Annotated in this window: 13 protein-coding genes; 8 read left to right on the forward strand and 5 right to left on the reverse strand. The window is 56.7% G+C overall.

The window, feature by feature from the left end:
- From dnaA to JNO50_RS00020, 4 genes are all read left to right on the forward strand, one after another.
- Complete coding sequence (gene dnaA / locus JNO50_RS00005; protein ID WP_189531775.1) at positions 1-1,407, forward strand: chromosomal replication initiator protein DnaA; 1,407 nt, start codon at positions 1-3, stop codon at positions 1,405-1,407.
- 55 nt (positions 1,408-1,462) lie between these two features.
- A complete protein-coding gene (dnaN, locus tag JNO50_RS00010; protein ID WP_189531773.1) occupies positions 1,463-2,572 on the forward strand; it encodes a DNA polymerase III subunit beta in 1,110 nt (369 codons plus the stop codon).
- Between the two features lie 31 nt (positions 2,573-2,603).
- Positions 2,604-4,994 carry a DNA topoisomerase (ATP-hydrolyzing) subunit B gene (gyrB, locus tag JNO50_RS00015; RefSeq protein ID WP_189531771.1) on the forward strand — a complete coding sequence of 797 codons (2,391 nt, stop codon included), beginning with the start codon at positions 2,604-2,606 and terminating at the stop codon, positions 4,992-4,994.
- Positions 4,995-5,375: 381 nt separating this feature from the next.
- Positions 5,376-6,647, forward strand: a complete 1,272-nt coding sequence (locus tag JNO50_RS00020) for an IS256 family transposase (protein ID WP_215796430.1) — start codon at positions 5,376-5,378, stop codon at positions 6,645-6,647.
- A 172-nt stretch (positions 6,648-6,819) separates the two neighbouring features.
- On the opposite strand, the gene JNO50_RS00025 is transcribed toward JNO50_RS00020, so the two are convergent.
- The 4 genes from JNO50_RS00025 to JNO50_RS00040 form a co-directional block, all read right to left on the reverse strand.
- On the reverse strand, positions 6,820-9,126 hold the full coding sequence (locus tag JNO50_RS00025; RefSeq protein ID WP_189531767.1) for an AAA family ATPase: 2,307 nt from the start codon (positions 9,124-9,126) through the stop codon (positions 6,820-6,822).
- Positions 9,127-9,274: 148 nt separating this feature from the next.
- Positions 9,275-10,494, reverse strand: a protein-coding gene (locus JNO50_RS00030) for an IS3 family transposase (RefSeq protein ID WP_215796431.1) whose coding sequence is annotated in 2 segments (ribosomal slippage) — positions 9,275-10,161 and positions 10,161-10,494 — 1,221 coding nt in all. Because the reading frame shifts where the segments join, the coding sequence is not laid out codon by codon here.
- Positions 10,495-10,864: 370 nt separating this feature from the next.
- Positions 10,865-12,211, reverse strand: a complete 1,347-nt coding sequence (locus tag JNO50_RS00035) for a restriction endonuclease subunit S domain-containing protein (RefSeq protein ID WP_189536979.1) — start codon at positions 12,209-12,211, stop codon at positions 10,865-10,867.
- A gap of 98 nt (positions 12,212-12,309) precedes the next feature.
- Positions 12,310-14,664 (reverse strand): type I restriction enzyme HsdR N-terminal domain-containing protein, encoded by a 2,355-nt coding sequence (locus JNO50_RS00040; RefSeq protein ID WP_189536977.1) that lies wholly within the window; start codon positions 14,662-14,664, stop codon positions 12,310-12,312.
- A gap of 269 nt (positions 14,665-14,933) precedes the next feature.
- Between JNO50_RS00040 and JNO50_RS00045 the strand changes: the two genes are divergently transcribed.
- The 4 genes from JNO50_RS00045 (at position 14,934) to JNO50_RS00060 (ending at position 17,720) form a co-directional block, all read left to right on the forward strand.
- Positions 14,934-15,842 (forward strand): DUF5655 domain-containing protein, encoded by a 909-nt coding sequence (locus JNO50_RS00045; protein WP_189536975.1) that lies wholly within the window; start codon positions 14,934-14,936, stop codon positions 15,840-15,842.
- Position 15,843: 1 nt separating this feature from the next.
- Positions 15,844-16,464, forward strand: coding sequence for a histidine phosphatase family protein (locus JNO50_RS00050; protein ID WP_189536973.1), 621 nt, complete (start codon positions 15,844-15,846; stop codon positions 16,462-16,464).
- A gap of 240 nt (positions 16,465-16,704) precedes the next feature.
- Complete coding sequence (locus tag JNO50_RS00055) at positions 16,705-17,097, forward strand: helix-turn-helix domain-containing protein (protein WP_189536971.1); 393 nt, start codon at positions 16,705-16,707, stop codon at positions 17,095-17,097.
- 194 nt (positions 17,098-17,291) lie between these two features.
- Positions 17,292-17,720, forward strand: coding sequence for a TnsA endonuclease N-terminal domain-containing protein (locus JNO50_RS00060; protein ID WP_189536969.1), 429 nt, complete (start codon positions 17,292-17,294; stop codon positions 17,718-17,720).
- Here JNO50_RS00060 and JNO50_RS00065 read toward each other — a convergent pair.
- A protein-coding gene (locus JNO50_RS00065; RefSeq protein WP_215796432.1) for an IS3 family transposase occupies positions 17,717-18,828 on the reverse strand; the annotation gives its coding sequence in 2 pieces (ribosomal slippage) (positions 17,717-18,576 and positions 18,576-18,828; 1,113 coding nt in all). The two genes, JNO50_RS00060 and JNO50_RS00065, sit on opposite strands and share 4 nt — an antisense overlap.
- Positions 18,829-18,846: the final 18 nt, after the last annotated feature.

The raw sequence follows: 18,846 nt of genomic DNA on the forward strand, positions 1-18,846 counted from the left end.
ATGACCGACCTGGAACAATTCTGGCCCCAGTGCCTTACCCGACTCGAAGCGGAACTGTCGTCGCAACAGTTCAACACCTGGATCAAGCCGCTGGCCGCGAGCGCCACGGAAGAGGGTGTTGCGCTGTTCGCGCCCAACCGCTTCATCATGCAGTTCATCAAGGACCGATTCCTTGCGCGTATCGAGGAACTGGCCGTCGAACTGATGGGTGAGATTCCGGTCGAATTGCGCCTCGGCGCCCCCCAACCCCGCCCCGGCGCGGCGCCGGTCGCGGCCGTGCCGCGCGTGCAGCGCGAGACGGAAACCGTCGCGCCAAGCACCGCGCCCGGCGTCGCCGCGCAGCAGAAACAATCGGCGGTGAAGGCCATCGGTGGCGGGCATGAAGGCACGCGTCTCAATCCCGCCTTCACCTTCGACACCCTGGTGACCGGCAAGGGCAACCAGCTCGCCCGCGCGGCCGCGATGCAGATCGCGGAGAACCCGGGCGATCCGGCCTACAACCCGCTGTTCGTCTACGGCGGCGTGGGCCTTGGCAAGACCCACCTCATCCAGGCGATCGGCAATCACGTTTTCCAGAAGAACCCCCAGGCGCGCATCCGTTACATCCACGCCGAGCGCTATGTCGCCGACATCATGCGCGCCTATCAGCACAAGGCCTTCGACGAGTTCAAGCGCTACTACCATTCGCTGGACCTGCTGCTCATCGACGACATCCAGTTCTTCGCCGGCAAGAACCGCACCCAGGAAGAGTTCTTCTACGCCTTCAACGCGCTGATCGAGGGCGGCAAGCAGGTCATCATGACCTGCGACACCTACCCCAAGCAGATCGAGGGCATGGAGGAGCGCCTGATTTCGCGCTTCTCCTGGGGCCTGACCGTGGAAATCCAGCCGCCGGAGCTGGAAATGCGCGTCGCGATCCTGATGAAGAAAGCCGAAGCCGACAACATCAAGCTCGATCACACCGTGGCGTTCTTCATCGCCCAGAACGTGCGCTCGAACGTGCGCGAACTGGAGGGCGCGCTCAAGCGCGTGGTCGCCTACGCGCGCTTCACCAACCAGAGCATCACGCTCGAACTGGTGAAAGAGGCGCTCAAGGACATCCTCGCCGCCGGCAACCGCCAGATCACCGTGGACGCGATCCAGAAGACCGTCGCCGAGTACTACAAGATCAAGCTGTCGGACATGCACTCCAAGAAGCGCAGCCGCGACATCGCCCGCCCGAGGCAGATCGCGATGGCGCTGGCCAAGGAGCTGACCCAGCTGTCGTTGCCCAATATCGGCGACGCTTTCGGCGGTCGGGATCACACGACCGTGCTGCATGCCTGCAAGACCATCGCGGAAATGCGCACCTCGGACCCCGATATCGCGCACGACTACGAAACCCTGCTGTCGATGCTGCGTAATTGATTGAATTTGTTATCTTGATCCAACGAACACCATTCCTATCTCAGGAGCCCGGAACATGCTGATTCTGCAAGCCGAACGCGATGCCCTGCTCAAGCCTCTCTTGGCCGTGACCGGGATCGTCGAGCGCCGTCATACGCTGCCCATCCTGTCCAACGTCCTGATCGAGAAGAAGGGCGGAGAGGTGGGGTTCCTCGCGACCGACCTCGAAATCCAGATCACCACGGCGAGCGCCGAAGCGCTGCCGGGCGAGGATTTCCGTCTGACCACCTCGGCCAAGAAGCTGCAGGACATCCTGCGCGCCATTCCCGACAAGACCCAGGTGACCCTGGAGCAGCAGGACGGCGCGCGCCTGGTCCTCAAGGCGGGCAAATCGCGCTTCAACCTGCAGACCCTGCCGGCGGAGGACTTCCCGTTCCTGTCGGTCGCCGGCAGCGCCAACGCCGCCTTCAGCCTGCCGCAACGGGAACTCAAGCGTCTGATCGCCCAGGTGCAGTACGCGATGGCCGTGCAGGACATCCGCTACTACCTGAACGGCCTGCTGCTGCAGACCGACGGCAATCAGGTGCGCCTGATTTCCACCGACGGCCACCGCCTGGCCTTCGCCGCGGCGGACATCGAAACCCCGCTGGCGCGCGCCGAGGTCATCCTGCCGCGCAAGACCATCCTCGAGCTGTACAAACTGCTCGCCGACAGCGACGACACCATCACCATCGAGCTGCTGGCCAACCAGGTGCGCTTCTCCTTCGGCTCGACGGCGATCATCAGCAAGGTGGTGGACGGCAAGTTCCCGGACTACAACCGCGTGATCCCGCTCGACAACGACAAGATCTTCCTGATCGAGCGCCTGACCTTCCTGCACGCGCTGCAACGCGCGGCGATCCTGGCCAACGAGAAATTCCGCGGCGTGCGCCTCGTGCTGCGCCCGGGCGCGATGTCCATCCTGTGCACCAACAGCGAACAGGAAGAGGCCGAGGAAGAACTCGAGATCGATTACCAGGGCGGTGAACTGGAGATCGGTTTCAACATCAATTATCTGCTCGATGTACTGACCAACCTGCAGGCCGACACCCTGCAACTGGCTTTCGGCGACGGGTACAAGAGCACGCTGGTGACCATTCCCGAGTACACCAACTTCAAGTACATCGTGATGCCGATGCGCATCTGATGATTTGCCAGACCACGACTGAGACGACTTTATGAGCGAACAGGAATACGGCGCGGACAGCATCAAGGTCCTCAAGGGCCTCGATGCCGTCCGCAAGCGCCCCGGCATGTACATTGGCGACACCCAGGACGGCACCGGCCTGCACCACATGGTGTTCGAGGTGCTGGACAACGCCATTGACGAGGCACTGGCCGGTCACTGCGACACCATCCGCGTGATCATCCATCCGGACAACTCGATTTCCGTCGAAGACAACGGTCGCGGCATTCCCACCGACATCCACCCGGAAGAGGGCCGTTCGGCCGCCGAGGTGATCATGACCGTGCTGCACGCCGGCGGGAAATTCGACAGCAACAGCTACAAGATTTCCGGCGGCCTGCACGGCGTGGGGGTCTCCGTGGTGAACGCGCTGTCCGACTGGCTGCGCCTGAAGATCTGGCGCGACGGCAAGATCCACGAAATGGAGTTCCGCTACGGCGAACCGGTGGCGCCGCTGACCGTCACCGGTCACAGCAACCATCGCGGCACGGAAGTGCATTTTCATGCGTGCGCGGAGATTTTCGGGCTGGTCGAATTCCATTTCGACGTGCTGGCCAAGCGCATCCGCGAGCTCTCCTTCCTGAACAACGGCGTGGCGATCAAGCTGATCGACAAGCGCAACGGCAAGGAAGAGGACTTCGCCTACTCGGGCGGCGTGGGCGGCTTCGTCGAATACATGAACCGCAACAAGAGCGTGCTGCATCCTAAGGTGTTCTACGCCAAGGGCGAGAAGGACGGCATGGGCGTGGAAGTGGCGATGCAGTGGAACGATTCCTATCAGGAATCGGTGCAATGCTTCACCAACAACATTCCCCAGCGCGACGGCGGCTCGCACCTGACCGCGCTGCGCCAGGTGATGACGCGTACCCTCAACGGCTACATCGAAGAGACCGAGGCGGCCAAGAAAGCCAAGGTGGAAACCTCCGGCGACGACATGCGCGAAGGCCTGACCTGCGTGCTGTCGGTGAAACTGCCCGATCCGAAGTTCTCGAGCCAGACCAAGGACAAGCTGGTTTCCAGCGAAATCGGTCCGGTCGTCAACGAAGTGATCAACGAGGCGCTCAAGAGCTTCCTGCTCGAGAACCCGAACGACGCGAAGATCATCTGCGGCAAGATCGTCGAGGCGGCCCGCGCCCGCGAAGCGGCGCGCAAGGCCCGCGAGATCACCCGCCGCAAGGGCATCATGGACGGCCTCGGCCTGCCCGGCAAACTCGCCGACTGCCAGGAAAAGGATCCCAAGCTCTCCGAAATCTACCTGGTCGAGGGCGACTCCGCCGGCGGCTCGGCCAAACAGGGCCGCGACCGCAAGTTCCAGGCCATCCTGCCGCTCAAGGGCAAGATCCTGAACGTGGAGAAGGCGCGCTTCGACAAGCTCCTGCAAAGCCAGGAAATCGCCACGCTGATCACCGCGCTCGGCTGCGGCATCGGCAAGGAAGAGTACAACCCGGACAAGCTGCGCTATCACCGCATCATCGTCATGACCGACGCCGACGTGGACGGCGCGCACATCCGCACCCTGCTGCTGACCTTCTTCTACCGCCAGATGCCGGAGCTGGTCGAACGCGGTCACATCTACATCGCCCAGCCGCCGCTGTACAAGGCCAAGCATGGCAAGCAGGAACGCTACCTGAAGGACGATTACGAGCTCAACCAGTACCTGCTGCAGCTGGCGCTGGAAAAAGCCGAACTCATCCCGTACGAGGGCGCCGCCGCGCTGACCGGCGAAACCCTGCAGGAAGTGGCGCGCCAGTTCCTGCTCGCGCGCGCCGTGATCGAACGCGAAAGCCGCGTCATCGACCACCTGGTGCAAGAAGCGATGCTGCGCACCGGACGCCTGTCGCTGGAAACCGAGCAGGACGCCCAGGCGGCCCTCGCCTCGCTGACCGCCCAGGTGCCGGCCGACACCATCGCGCTGGAACTGGTGCACGACGAGAAGAACGATGGCTGGATGATCAAGATCGTCCGCAAGCTGCACGGCAACGTGCTCGTCACCGTGCTCGACCAGACCTTCCTCGACTCCGGCGACTACCAGGAACTGGTGAAGACCGGCGAACTGCTGCAGGGTCTGTTGCGCGAAGGCGCCCACGTGCGCCGCGGCGAGACCGTGCGCCCGGTGGCCGACTTCGGCGAAGCGCTGGACTGGCTGCTGGCCGAAGCGAAGAAGGGCATGTCGATCCAGCGCTACAAAGGGCTGGGCGAGATGAACGCGGAACAGCTGTGGGACACCACCATGGACCCGACCGTGCGCCGTCTTCTGAAGGTGCGCATCGAGGACGCCATGGGCGCCGACGACGTATTCACCACCCTGATGGGCGACAACGTCGAACCGCGCCGCGCTTTCATCGAGAGCAATGCGCTGATCGCGCGTAATATCGACGTGTAAGGTTGTAGGGTGACACTCAAAGTGAAATTTGTGTCAGGTTAGTGAAAAAATGCTGACACAGATAATGAAAAACCCACCGGAAACGGTGGGTTTTTTTACGATTGATCAAACTACCGCATTTCGGCCAAAGCGGTCTTCTACCCAATCTGATCTGAGCGTCCGTTCGGGGCCACATACAGGCCATTTTCCTTGCGCCGTAGCCGACGGGGGCTAAATTGGAGCTTGCGCACTTTCGACCTAAAGCAGCTCTTCGTCCGTAGAGTTAAAGTCGAATCTGGTGTACGGAGGGAGCGGGGAAATTTGAGTTGAAGGCGGTGGGTGTTCCTGTTGAAATTTTGATTGTCGAGATCGAAACACCAACAGAGAAAGAACACACCCACCATGAAGCATGGTAAAGACAAAACACCGGGTAGTCCATCGTCGGAAGTCGGCCTCAGCCTGGAAGACATCATTCGGCAAGGCGCGCGGGACGTGATTCAACAAGCCATCGAGGCCGAGCTGGCCGAGTTGCTCAGTCAATACGCCAACGTGACGACCCTGCATGGAACCCGATCGGTGGTGCGCAACGGCTACCTGCCGGAACGTGATGTGCTGACCGCCGTGGGCCCGGTGTCCGTCAAGGTGCCGAAGGTTCGCGACCGCTCAGGGCAAGGGATCAAGTTCAACTCAAGCATCGTGCCGCCCTATGTCCGGCGCTCGGCGCGCGTGTCGGCGGCGCTGCCGTGGCTGTACTTGAAAGGCGTGTCGACCGGCGACATGGGCGAAGCGTTGTCGGTGCTGCTCGGCGACCAGGCGAAGGGCTTGTCACCCAACGTCGTCAGCCGGCTGAAGGCGCAGTGGGCCACAGAGCATGCCGAGTGGAACCGCCGCGACTTGAGCGCCAAGCGCTATGTGTACTGGTGGGTGGACGGCATCCATGCCGGGCTGCGCGCGGAGGCGTCTACCGATGGGCAATGCCTGCTGGTGATCATCGGCGTCACGCCGGATGGCAAGAAAGAGCGTGTCGCCATTGCAGACGGGTTTCGGGAGTCAAAGGCGTCATGGCTTGAATTGCTACAGGACCTGAAGGCACGCGGTCTGCAGCATGGTCCGCTGCTGGCGGTCGGGGATGGCGCAATGGGTTTCTGGGCGGCGTTGGAAGAAGCGTTTGCGGCCACGTGCGGGCAGCGCTGCTGGTTTCACAAAATGGGTAACGTCCTCAACGCGCTGCCGAAATCGCAGCAGGCACGGGCCAAGGCGGCGATGCAGGAAATCTGGATGGCGGCTACCCGGGACGATGCGCACAAGGCGTACGAGCGCTTTGTGCGGCAATTCGAAGCCAAATACCCGAAGGCGGTGGAAAAAGTGACCAAGGACCGCGACGCACTGCTCGCGTTCTACGACTTCCCCGCCGAGCATTGGGTGCATTTGCGCACGACCAACCCGATTGAGTCGACTTTCGCGACCGTGCGGCATCGGACCACGCGCACACGCAACTGCGTGTCCAAGGCGACCTTCCTGGGGCTGGCGTTCAAGCTCATCGAGGAAGCCGAGAAATCGTGGCGCAGGATCAAAGGTGCGGAACGAATTGAATTACTGCTGAAGGGCATTCCCTTCAAGGACGGAGAGGCGGTGCTGGACAATCCATCGCCTCAGCCGGAACTCGCCGCGTGATAACTTGGTTGCCCGGGGCCGTACACCAGATTTGACAATAACTCCAGTCCGTATTCACCACTGCAAAGCAGGTGCTCATGGTACATCGTACACAGCGAGGCGCAGTTGTTGGCTTGAGCGAGCCTCTTTAACATTGCTGGCCTGATCCCTCCAGCTCTTAACTGCAAAGGGCTTACCGCAGCTTACGAGACTGGATGAAGTTCAAGGCAGCCTGGGCGTACTGCCGCAACTCGGTGTCATTGATGTCTACTCGCGGATGGCCACCAGAGGTGTCGTGGTGAAAGGATGCTGCAAAGTCATTGAAGTCGCAAAGGTCGGCATACAGCGGCTGGAGAGCTCTCAACGGATTGGGACTGGTGGCGTTTTTCACGACATCTAGCATTTGTCCCACTGTCTGCCCGTCCTTGAAGCGTTTAGGGAAAGATTTGTGCATGTGCCCTTCGACCAGTGGGCGAAGAGCCTTGGCCACATCCAGGAGCTTCTCTTGAGGTACGTCTCCAGCAAGGAACTTCTCAGTCAAGACGTAGTTCTTGTAGTAGTCCGAAGCGCAGAACTCGTCCAGGTCAAACTTGGTGAGTAAGCTGTAGTTATCTGCATCTCGTTGCAAGCAGAGCTCCAGGGTCTCCCCAGCGCTCTTGCGCTTGACGCGTTTGCGCAGGTCTCGCAGGAAGTGAGCGTCGTGCCCTAGGATGATGACTTGTCCGCACTCCTGTACCATCTTGACTGCTGCTTCTGCCGTGTTATGCCGGCGGTGGTGGTCCAGGCTGGTGAATACGTCATCAAGTACCACGGTGGCGTGCGCACGGTTTTGGTCTGCAAACAGCCTAGCCAGGAAGAATGCAAACGCCAAAGTGCGTTTGTCACCTTCGCTCAAAGCTGTATGGAAAGATAGCTCCCCGGCCGCACCAGGGCCGACGTTGACCTTTGCGCCACGTACGTTGATAACGTAGTGTCCGCGAGGGTCCCCGCCTGCATAAGACGTAGTCAACTTCTCGATGTGGAAAGGTGCGCCAAAGCGCCCCAGCCAGTCGTTGATAGCGACCTGGAAGGTGGCTAGAAGGTTGGTCATCAAGCCATTGAGGTTGGTCTTGGCGTCGTTCTTGGCCTTCTCCGCATTCTTGTATTCACTCCTGGCTGTCGTCACTGCCTCCACCAAGGCCTTTACCTTTGGGTCGTGCCGAGTCTTCTGCAGCTTCAAGGTCGTCCGCTTAGTCGTCAGCACTTGCACGTCAGTTGCTACTAGGGTTTTCTTGTAAACATCTATCTTCTCATTGATGGCATCGATTTCAGCATTGAAGGCGGTCACCATTGCGATGGCGCTGGTAAGATTGGATTCAATCTCGGCCACAAGGCTGTCCTTGATAGCTTCAAGAGGAAACGCCTTCTTATCCTCAGCTATCTTGACCAGGGACTGCTGGGCCTCTTGAATAACCTTCTCCGCTGTGACGATGTCGATGGTCGGCAGCGTGAATTCAATGTCACCATTCCAGTTGCCTACAATGCCTTCATTGAAGACTTGGATGCCTGCCCAGCTTGAGATTGGGATAGCAGAAATGCTCTGGGTCACCAGGCCTTTCAATGATTCGATATTCGTCAGGTGGTCCTTGTATGCTTGGTTAAAGTAGGTCTTGTAGGCTTGGATGAGCGCCAGTCCTTCAGTTTTTTGGCCACAAAACGGACAGTCTGGCTCTGGCTTGTGATGCAATCCGGTGGCGACCCAGCGCTCTGTTGCCGCACCGAGGTGTGCATCGAGGTGCTTCTTGACTAGCACTTCAGCGTCGTCTTGAACTTGCTCGAACTGTCTACTTACGATGGCCTTGAATTGCTCCAGATCGAATGTGAGTGCAGTCAGCTTCTTGAAGTCAGGCTTAGCTAGGGTAGCTGCAATTCCCTGGGCGTCCGCAATCTGTTTGTCTAGTGCCTGAATTTCGGAGTCTGTATTAGGTGCCTCTGGCAGAGTAATGAATGTGTCCACTGCCAGGTCGCCGCGGTAGCCAGTCAGAGCGCCTTCGGCCTCTCGGACCTCGCCTGCCTTAGTTCGCTGCAGTTCGCTCTGCTTGGAGAACTCAGCTTGGGCAACGACCGCGGCATCACCAAGAGCTAGTTCCAGCAGCGAAGCACGCTGGTCGGGCGTCACGTTGGAGCTTGCATAGACGTTGCGCTCGACAAAATCTTGGTTGAAGACGTACAGACTTGGCTTCTGACCGGCCCAGACTTTGCCATCGAATTGAGCATTAAAGTCACCGGTGGGAGCCTTGAATCGAAATAAGACCTTCTGGTCATTCTGAGCACCAACCGTCTTGCGCTTGGTTAGCTCTGGCACGTTCGCTGATGCACACGCATTGAGCAAGGCGGCTAGGGTTGATTTACCGCGTGCATTGTCGGCGTAGACAAGCGTAACTTTCTCAAGAGTTAGCGGATGCGGAACGCCACTTTTGATAACACCGATGTTGTCGATACAAATGACTTTTTCGAGCACAGCAAACCACCCACAGTTTGGTTCCTGATGGCAGAAAGGATAACTACATATATGACGAAACGCTATACTGGCATGTACCCCCTATCATTTGTTCTTGCTGACCAGACTATTGGATGAGCCCCCTGAAACATAGGACACCGACCAACGCTTAAGTTGATGAAACCGCCAGGCGTCGAAACTCTCGTGGAGATCGGTATTTCAACGCGCTGTGCGGGTGAAACTTGTTGTAATGCTCAATAGCCATCGCCAGATTCCGGTAAGCCGTATGGGCGTCCGGTTTCGGCATAGGGCCGACGTAGTCTCGCTTCAGCGTCTTGACCATGCTTTCCGCCATGCCGTTACTCTGCGGGCTGCAGACCGGCGTGGTTACCGGCTTGAGGCCGATTTCTCGCGCAAACCGCCGAGTATCGGCGGCAATATAACTCGAACCATTGTCGCTCAGCCATTCCACCTCCGGCGAAATACCCAACTGAATGCCGCGCTTTTCCACCGCTTCCAACATAACGTCTCGAACCATGTCACCCGTGTAGCCACCGGTCGAGGCTGTCCAACTGATGATTTCACGGTCGCAGCAGTCCTCCGCAAAGACGACGCGCAGCTTTTCGCCATTATCACAGCGAAACTCGAAGCCGTCCGAGCACCAGCGGCGATTACGGGTGGTCACCGCAACGCGCCCCTCATGCCTGCGCGGGATACCCGGTTGTTTGAGCCGCCGCTGGAGCAGCAGACCATGCTGACGCATGATGCGATAAATGCGCTTCACGTTGACCGGTGGCAAGTTACCGGCCTCTCGCTGTCGGCGAATCAATCCCCACGTCCGGCGGTAGCCGTAGCTGGGCAACGGAGAAATGGCGGTCTGGATCTCTTTGACCAACTCGCTATCATCGGTCGATCGACAAGAACGACCATCGCGCCAATCAACAGGACGCGACGCACGGCGAATCACGTTCGAGCGCGCCAACCCGAGCGAAGTGCAGACCGGGGCTACTGGTCTTCCCCCGGCAATAAGGGTGAGCGCGCAATCCACTTTTTTGTGCGAGCGATGTCCACGGCTTCTTTGAGGATTTCGTTCTCCATCGTCTTCTTGCCGAGGAGTCGCTGCAGTTCGCGTATTTGCTTGATGGCTGACGCCAACTCGGAGGCCGGCACGACTTCTTCACCCGCGGCAATCGCCGATAGACTGCCCTCCTGATAAAGTTTGCGCCACTTGAAGAGCTGATTGGGATTGAGCCCATGACGACGGGCCACGAGGGAAACCGACTGGCCGGGCATGAAGCTTTCGGCCACAATGGCCTGCTTCTCCTCGATGCTCCAGCGGCGGCGGCGCTCGGGTCCGAGTACGTCTGTCTTGTTGTTGGTGTTAGTCATAAACATAGCCTTAAACCTATCCCTTATTCTAAGCGGGGATCGGTGTCCTATGTTTCAGGGGGCTCATCCACACCCTACAACTGTCGTGGATTAGCGCAAAACTCTTCGCGCAGTTAGTGCAAAAAGCAAAGCCCCCGGAAACGGGGGCTTTGGTCTTTCTAAGGTCGCTGGCTGAGTTTTTCTCTCAGAATCGCATTAGCGGATGTAAAAGGAAGTAGCCTGCTTCACCATTTCATGATTTTCATCATTTGGTTCTAGCTGCCTATGCATCAGTTGGATAGATAATTTAAAGGAGGCTGTTAAACAGGACAGAAAGGGCTAGTTCATTACATCTCTGCCTTGGCGCGTCATTCCTCATAAAAATCTCCGTTCACATTAACCCCTTTAGGTAAGTCAGTGCAGCTGCCTCACTATCTTCAATGGCGATTTCCACGGCACGCTTGGCGGCGTCGAGGAGCTGGGCGGCACGCTGCTTCTGCACAAAGCTTTGTTCAACCTGATCCCGTATGGATTGCTGTAATTCCTTTGGCGCTACCCACACGCGGAATTCTGCGATGTCATTCGGATATAGCTCGATCTGTCCCGATGATCCGCGTAGGCGCTGATCTACCTGAAGCTGGCCAGCGATAGAGTTCATGAATATCGACAGATAGATGGGATCAAGGTCTTTCTTAGGACGAAGAATCGTCACGTGGTTATCGGGAACTGCCTGGCACTCATGCAAGTAAGTCGCAGTTCGTCCAATAGTTCCTACGCCTGTTCCATTTACTAAGACATCACCGAAAGCAATGAGCAAATCATTTGTAGCGAAAGTTGCCAGGCGGTTGTCCGCATCTAGCCGAACATCATTGCGCAAAACGTGCTTGGAGTTCACCACGGGTAGCCCAGTAGTCGCATAGTCAGGCTGCTTGCCGCGTTTGTTTTCAAGCAAACAATCTCCCAGTCTCGCGCTATTGCCGGTTGACTCGATTAATGCCAACAACGCCGCAAAGCGCGGTTGATAGTGTTCGGCATCGAAACGCCCCGCCGCAAAGGCATCGCTGCTGGAGCGCTCATAGCTGAGGGCTTCGGGTGGTGTCCAAGTGTCAAGGCTGAGGTCGTGCAGAAGCGTCTGCTCGGCTTGTTGGAGTAGCTGCCTCGACTGACCTCTCATGCCCGTAGCGGCCTCAACACATAGCCTTACGCGATCACTGAAGTTCGCCGAGAAAGTGGGGATTGTGATGCTTTCGACTTCGGGAAGATTCAGGTTGTATTGTCCCGTGGGCCTAGCGAGACGGCGAACTTGAGACTGCCCGAACTTTCCAGCGAGAAAGCAGAAAAGCACCTCAGGGACACACAATGAACCAGCTGTACGTATCAAAGCCATTGCCTGCGTGATGTTCGCCTCGGGGAAGTCTCGCGGAACAAGTGCGACCCTACCGATTACATCAGTGGTTGCTCCAACAATATTTATCAGCACATCTTTTGACTCGAGACTTGTCTTCTCCATTCGCTTAGCGATTTCCGGAGAAATCCGATAGAACGAGTCGGAGTCCGCTGTGTTGAGTGGGCGATTTTGGACGTCAATCGTTTTTAATAGAACAACCCCATCCTTAAGGTCATCATCCCTGTCCGTGGGGGTGGTTCCACTTCTTACCAACGCAATATCTCCAATTGAATTCGGAAATCGCGATAGCGATAAGAACTCCTTCATGAAGTAAGAGCTATCGACACGCATAGTCGGATTCTCCACCCGATCAAATGCACTGGACAAACTCAGGACGGAGACTTCCAGCCCCTCCAACAAGCGCTCATAGCGCGCCTTGTCAAAGGGGCTTAGCGAAAAAAACTTAACTTCTCTTTCTTCGCAAATTCGCCAAAAGCTTCGGCAATGCCGTCGCCGGTCAGTCCATCATGGTTAAACAAGTCATGCTTGACGATCAGATGGCCATGGTTATCCAGCTTCGGGGCATCAAGATCAATCGCTGCCTTTTCCAACTCTGCGGCGCTGGCATCCCGCAAGGCTGAGATTTCCTCCAGCCGGGCGCGCTGCGTTGCGTCGATCTTCTTGCTGCGCTCCAACTCGCGGAGTTGTTGCTCTTCCGTGTCGATGGCACGCCATTTAGCCTGCAGACGTTCAATCTCTGCGACCTCAGCATCCGGCATGCATTGCCGGACGGCGCGATAAATCTTGTCGCCGGAGTTGTCCTTGGAAGGCTCGCGCATGGTAGCGAAGAAAATCGGGTAGTCGGTCACCTTGGGGCAGAGTGGGCCAGCGGCTGGATCGTCGTTCCATTTCTGAATGAAGAGCACGCTGGTCTTGGTACCGGTGTGCGGCTTGAACACATTGCCGTGTAGGCCGACTACCGCAAGGATGCGGCCATGTTCGGCCAGGTATTCGCGTAGCGCCTTGTCGGAGGCGTTGTTAAAACGGCCTTGTGGTAGCACAACAGCCATGCGCCCACCGGGTTTGAGAAACTGTAGATTACGCTCGATGAACAGAATATCGCGGCCAACGTTGGTCTGATTCTTGACCTTCACCTTGCGGTAAGTGCCATCGCCCATCTGGTAAATGGTTTCGTGGCTTGTGTGCAGGGCTTCGGGGAAACTCGGTGCTCGCTCAGTGGCATCAACAATATTCTTGTCTGCTGGATCTACCTTGTTGATCTTGTCGAAGCTGACTGAGCGCGCCAGATCGTAGCGGGACAGAATGCGCGTTTCCTTGATGTCGCCGGCAAAGGGCGGGTTGGCCATGAGGACATCGAACTGAAAATCACGGTTCTCGTTCTTGGTGGTGCGCAGCTTACGTAGGCGTTTCCAGCCGTCACCGTACACGTCTTTCCATGCTTCATCGCCTGGGTTCTTGTCGTCGCCGGTTTTTTCGAACCAACGCTCATAGTCCAGCGTGTTGAGATGCAAAACGTTGGTTTGCCCATCACCGGCGATGAGGTTGAGTGTGCGACCGACACGCACAGCCTTTTCATCGAAATCAATGGCAAAAACCTTATCGACTACGTATTTGGCGTAACGTCCGGTTTTCTTTTGTGTGGTGAACAGATGGTCGATCGGGTCATCCAAATCGCGTCGGATTTGTTCCCAGACATGGAAGATGCCGTGTACCGGGAAGCCGCAACTGCCCGAGGCTGTGTCGATCAGGGTTTCATGCTCTTGCGGGTTCATCATCTTCACGCACATGTCGATAACATAGCGCGGAGTGAAGTACTGACCCTTTTCACCCTTACTGGACTTGTTGATGAGGTATTCAAATGCTTCATCGACCACTTCGAGGTTGGAATTGAAAAGCTTGACCTTTTCCAGCGAGGACACACACACGGCCAAATGGCTAGGCGTGAGTTCAATTTTCGCACCTACCGGGAATACACCCTCCCAAGTCCCTTGGGCCTTTTCGAAGAGATCCTGGATCTTGGCTTTGAGTTCACTTTCGGTATCACCGTAGTTCTTGAAGACAAGATGGCGCTTGCGGTCTTGCCCACTTTCCATTTCGTCGAAGAGCTTGGTAAAAATAAGCTTGAATAGCTCTTCGAATACATCCACCCCTGCATTAGCCAGAACCTCATCTTCCATTTCGAGGATCAGGTCTTTCAGCGATTTGCGCTCGTTGACCAGCTTATCCAGCTTGACTAGGTCGTCGATGGTCCAGCGCTCAGACAGGATGTCAGACAGCTTTTCATGAGCCGAAGGGATAGCCGGAATATCTTCGAAGTAATTCGGGTCTTTGCGGTGGTAGTAGGAAATTTGCTGGCCGTTGGTCCATACCCCCATGGGTGCACCGGTGGCGTTGCAGTAGCTCTTGAGCTGTTCCTTACCATCTTTCAGCTTTGGCTTTTTAAGTTCTACGAGGATATACGGCGTGGTTTCTTTGTCTTTATCGAAAATGCAGATGTCGGCTCGTTTCTTTTCCCGACCAAATATAACTTCGTACTCAACTTGCATCCGACTGACCGGGTAACCAAGCTCATCCCGAAGGACCAACAGGTACAACTGGCGCACAGCCTCTTCCGGTGTCAGTTTGATAGGCTTCCCACGGACTAGACATGTGATGTAAGGAGCAGGCTTCTTGCCTGAGTCCTTAATGTCGATAGCCGCTTCAAGTGCGCTGATCTGCTCAGGCTTGAACTGGGTAAGCTTATAAGCGCTGTCTTTTAGCAGTTCGGTGAGAATGGAAGACATAGAGGTAATTCCAGAAAATAGTAGACGATTGATTTTTGCAGTGTTGTGCACAAATCCAACTACCCAGTTTGCATGCGACCTTTGGCGAACTGAGAGATAATCATCTGCAACAGCTAGCTACTGGGCGAAGCATAAGGGCGTGTTTGGGTCCAAGATCCAAGTTGGCCGATTGCTCAATAGTTTAGCAGGTCCAAGCCTCTTCCCGATTTTGACAACGAGGGGCCCATCTTTGTACAAGGAAGGCTTTCACCTTATGTTACGGTGTATTAATGAGTGATCTACGCCTATTCCACCTGCAAGCTCACCTTGCCACCGAGCTACCCGGCACCGCGTCCGACCTAGAAAAGCCGCTACAAACGCTGATCGAGCGTAACCTGGAAACGCTGCTGGGCATCCGCTTTGTGGCGTCGGAGTACACCACCGGTAAAACCCACGGTGGGCGCATCGATACGCTAGGGCTGGACGAAAACCACTGCCCGGTCATCATCGAATACAAGCGCTCGCAGTCGGAAAACGTCATCAACCAGGGGCTGTTCTATCTGGATTGGCTGATGGATCACCAGGCCGAGTTCAAGCTGCTGGTGCTAGAGAAATTTGGCAAAGCCACCGCCGATGCCATCGACTGGAGCGGCCCGCGCCTGATCTGTATTGCGGCCAACTTCACCAAGTACGATGCCCACGCGGTACAGCAGATCAACCGCCAAATCGAGCTGGTACGCTACCGGCTGTTTGGTGAAGACCTGCTCCTGCTGGAAGCAGCCAATACACCCAACACGCAACCCAGCAGCCCTGCGGCGGTACCGACAGCACAAAACAGCAAAGCGCGTAGTGGTGACAAGAGCGTGGCGGAGATTTATGCCGAGCTGAGCCCGGCCATGGTAGAGCTGCTGGAAACGGTAGAAGCGCATATCTTCTCGCTGGGGGATGATGTGCAGCGCAAAGAGCTGAAGCTGTATTACGCCTACCGTCGCCTGAAGAACTTTGCCACCCTGGTGCTACAGAAAAGCCGCCTCTTGCTGTACCTGCACCTGCCGCCAGAAAGCGAAACACTGCCGACCAATGGCCGTGATGTGTCGCAGGTTGGGCACTGGGGTACCGGCGATATCGAACTAAGCATCAGCAACCAGGCTGAGTTTGACCTGACCAAACCGCTGATCATCAAGGCTTACGAACGCTGATATGCCACTAACCATCCATTGCTACCGCCACGGAGAAAGTGCAGCCAACGCAGGGGCGGCAACGTCAGACCCGGCGTTGATCCCGCTGACAGAGCTGGGCCACCAGCAGGCGCAGGCACTGGCAGCCACCATCAATACGATGCCGGATTTGCTGGTAGTTTCGCCCTTCTTGCGGGCCCAACAGACTGCCGTACCACTACAGCAGCACTACCCGCAAACCCAGGTAGTCAGCTGGCCGGTCCAGGAATTCACCTACCTTTCCCCCGCTAAAAGCGCCGGCACCACGGCTGCACAGCGACGGCCGAGGGTTCAAGCCTACTGGGCTACGGCAGATGTGATGTACGAGGATGGTGACGGTGCGGAAAGCTTCTTCGCCTTCATGCAGAGGGTGGTGGCAACCCGTCAGCAACTGGAAGCCCTGCACCATAGCGATGCCAAAAGCGTGGTGATGGTTGGCCACGGCCAATTCTGGCAGGCACTACGCGCCGTGCTGACGGGCCAGCTGCAACCTGTTGATGCTCAGGCCATGCGGGCATTCCGGGCATTGGAAGACACCCAACCGCTGCACAATGCGCAGGGCTTCAGCGCCGTCTTTGACGGCCAGCGCTGGCAACTGCGCTAACAACTGTTGTATTTACCCTCCAAGCCTTGTCTGGCTTGAGTCCCCCGTTTCATTCCGTACATCTTGCCCCATCGTTATGGGGCATTTCCATTTCTTGATATAGCAAACATCAATTCACCAGAAATAACAAATAGTCATCGGCTTTGACGAGGGGTTTGCTAACACCCTAGGCTTGGCATGAAGCGGTGCATTGTTGCTCCTCGAATGCACCTATTTCTGAACCGAGTATGGCAACCATCGATGACGACTTTTTCCGACTACCTGTTTCAATTACGCCGCAACCGTGGCTTACGTCAGCGTGAACTGGCCGACATCCTGGGCGTTGAGCAGACATACCTCAGCGCCCTGGAGGCCGCCAGGAAAGACCCACCGTCACCAGAACAGGTGGCTCGCTTTGCGATGGCATTGGAACTGACAGAAGAAGAGCACGCAGACCTGCTGTACGCCGCGCAGATTTCCAAACGGAAGCTTGAGCTACCAGAAGACACCAACCGTGCCGAATACCAGTTGGTACATGAGCTGGTGAACAGTCTGGGTGGCTTGAGTGACGATCAGATTTCGGTGATCCGGACGGTACTGCGCATGCGCTTTGACCGCCGTACACCGCTAAGACTGAAGGAAAACGCCATGTAGAAAAGCAAAACGGACCACCCAGAAGGGATAGTCCGCTTGCAACGGAAGTAAAGATACTGCCGGGTCGCGCCATCAGTATCTGACCCTTCCTGCTCACGCGCAAGCACCGCTTTCCCTTTTGGCAAACAACACACCCGTTTCCCGGTTCAGTTTTCTGCCGGTTAACGGTGGATTTGTGCACCCAGGAGAAAAGCATGTCTTCCTTGTTGAAGCTCAGGCCGGGCCATGTTGCACCCATCAACGGCCAGCAAGATCACTCTCGTACTCGTCACGTCACCAACCGCTCTAACCCCATCGTGCGGGGCAAATTCCCCAGCCTGAAAAATGGGCAGATGGTGCATTACGAAGGGCTGCTAGAACGCGATGCCTTCCTCTGGCTGGAGGCCTCACCCGATATTGAAAGCTACCGGGAACAGCCAAATCAGATCTACTTCCCGGATGGCGGGCGCATGCGCCGCTATACCCCGGACATCGAAGCAGTGCTGTGCAGTGGTGAGACAGTCATCATTGAAGTGAAGCCACTGCACAAGACTCGCGAAGTAGAAATCAAACACAAGCTAGAACGTGTAAAAGCCTACTTCGATGTGGATTTGCCCCCGTATGGTAATCCCCCCCATTTTTAGCTGTCGGCTAAAGTAGAGGTAATCTGGCTGTATGCCAGTTTCTGTTTCGGGGTGATGCCGCCGAGCGCCATATTCGGGCGCTCATAATTGTATGTCCAGATCCAATCCGTTGCATATTCCTGTACCTCAGCAATCGAATCGAACAGGTAATGCCCGAGCCAATCGTAACGCACCGTCCGGTTATAGTGCTCGACATACGCATTCTGCTGGGGCTTTCCCGGCTGGATATGTTCCAGCCGAATGCCGTGCTTGTCGGCCCATCGCGTCAGCGTAGCGCCGATGTATTCAGGCCCATTGTCACTACGAATCACTTTGGGCTTGCCACGCCATTCAATGACCTGATCCAGGGCGCGCACCACACGCTCTGCCGGCAATGACAAGTCCACATCCATGGCTAACGCTTCTCGGTTGAAATCATCGATCACGTTGAACAGCCGGTAGCTACGTCCATCCGACAACTGATCGTGCATGAAATCCATCGACCAGCACTCGTTCACGGTGGCTGGTACCGCCAACGGTTCCGGCTTGGTGCGGACGATGCGCTTCCTGGGCTTGATACGCAAGTTCAGTTCCAGATCACAATAAATCCGGTAGACCCGTTTGTGATTCCAGCGATATCCCTTCACGTTGCGCAGGTACAAAAAACATAGGCCAAAGCCCCAATTGCGTTGGTTATGGGTTAAACGAATCAGGTGCTCGGCAATCTCTTCATTGATCGCGCTGGACTTTGCCTGGTAGCGATAGCAGGTTTCGCTGATGGCAAATGTCTGGCAGGCCAAGCGGATGCTGACGCCTTTTGCTTGTACGGCGTACTGCGCCATCTCGCGTCGGCGAGACGGCGTCACCACTTTTTTGCCATGGCCTCCTGAATGATCTCGGCCTTGAGCCGTTCCTCGGCATACATCTTTTTGAGGCGACGATTCTCGTCTTCAAGCGCTTTGAGCCGGGCCATGAGCGATGCATCCATGCCGCCGAACTTGGCTCGCCACTTGTAGAACGTTGCAGAGCTGATGCCGTGTTCACGGCACAGCTCAGGCACAGGGCTACCGCCCTCTGCCTGCTTGAGGATGGCGATGATCTGGCTGTCTGAAAAGCGGGACGTCTTCACGCAAAATTCCCTTCAATC

This window comes from Paludibacterium paludis, from assembly GCF_018802605.1.
Lineage (GTDB): Bacteria > Pseudomonadota > Gammaproteobacteria > Burkholderiales > Chromobacteriaceae > Paludibacterium > Paludibacterium paludis.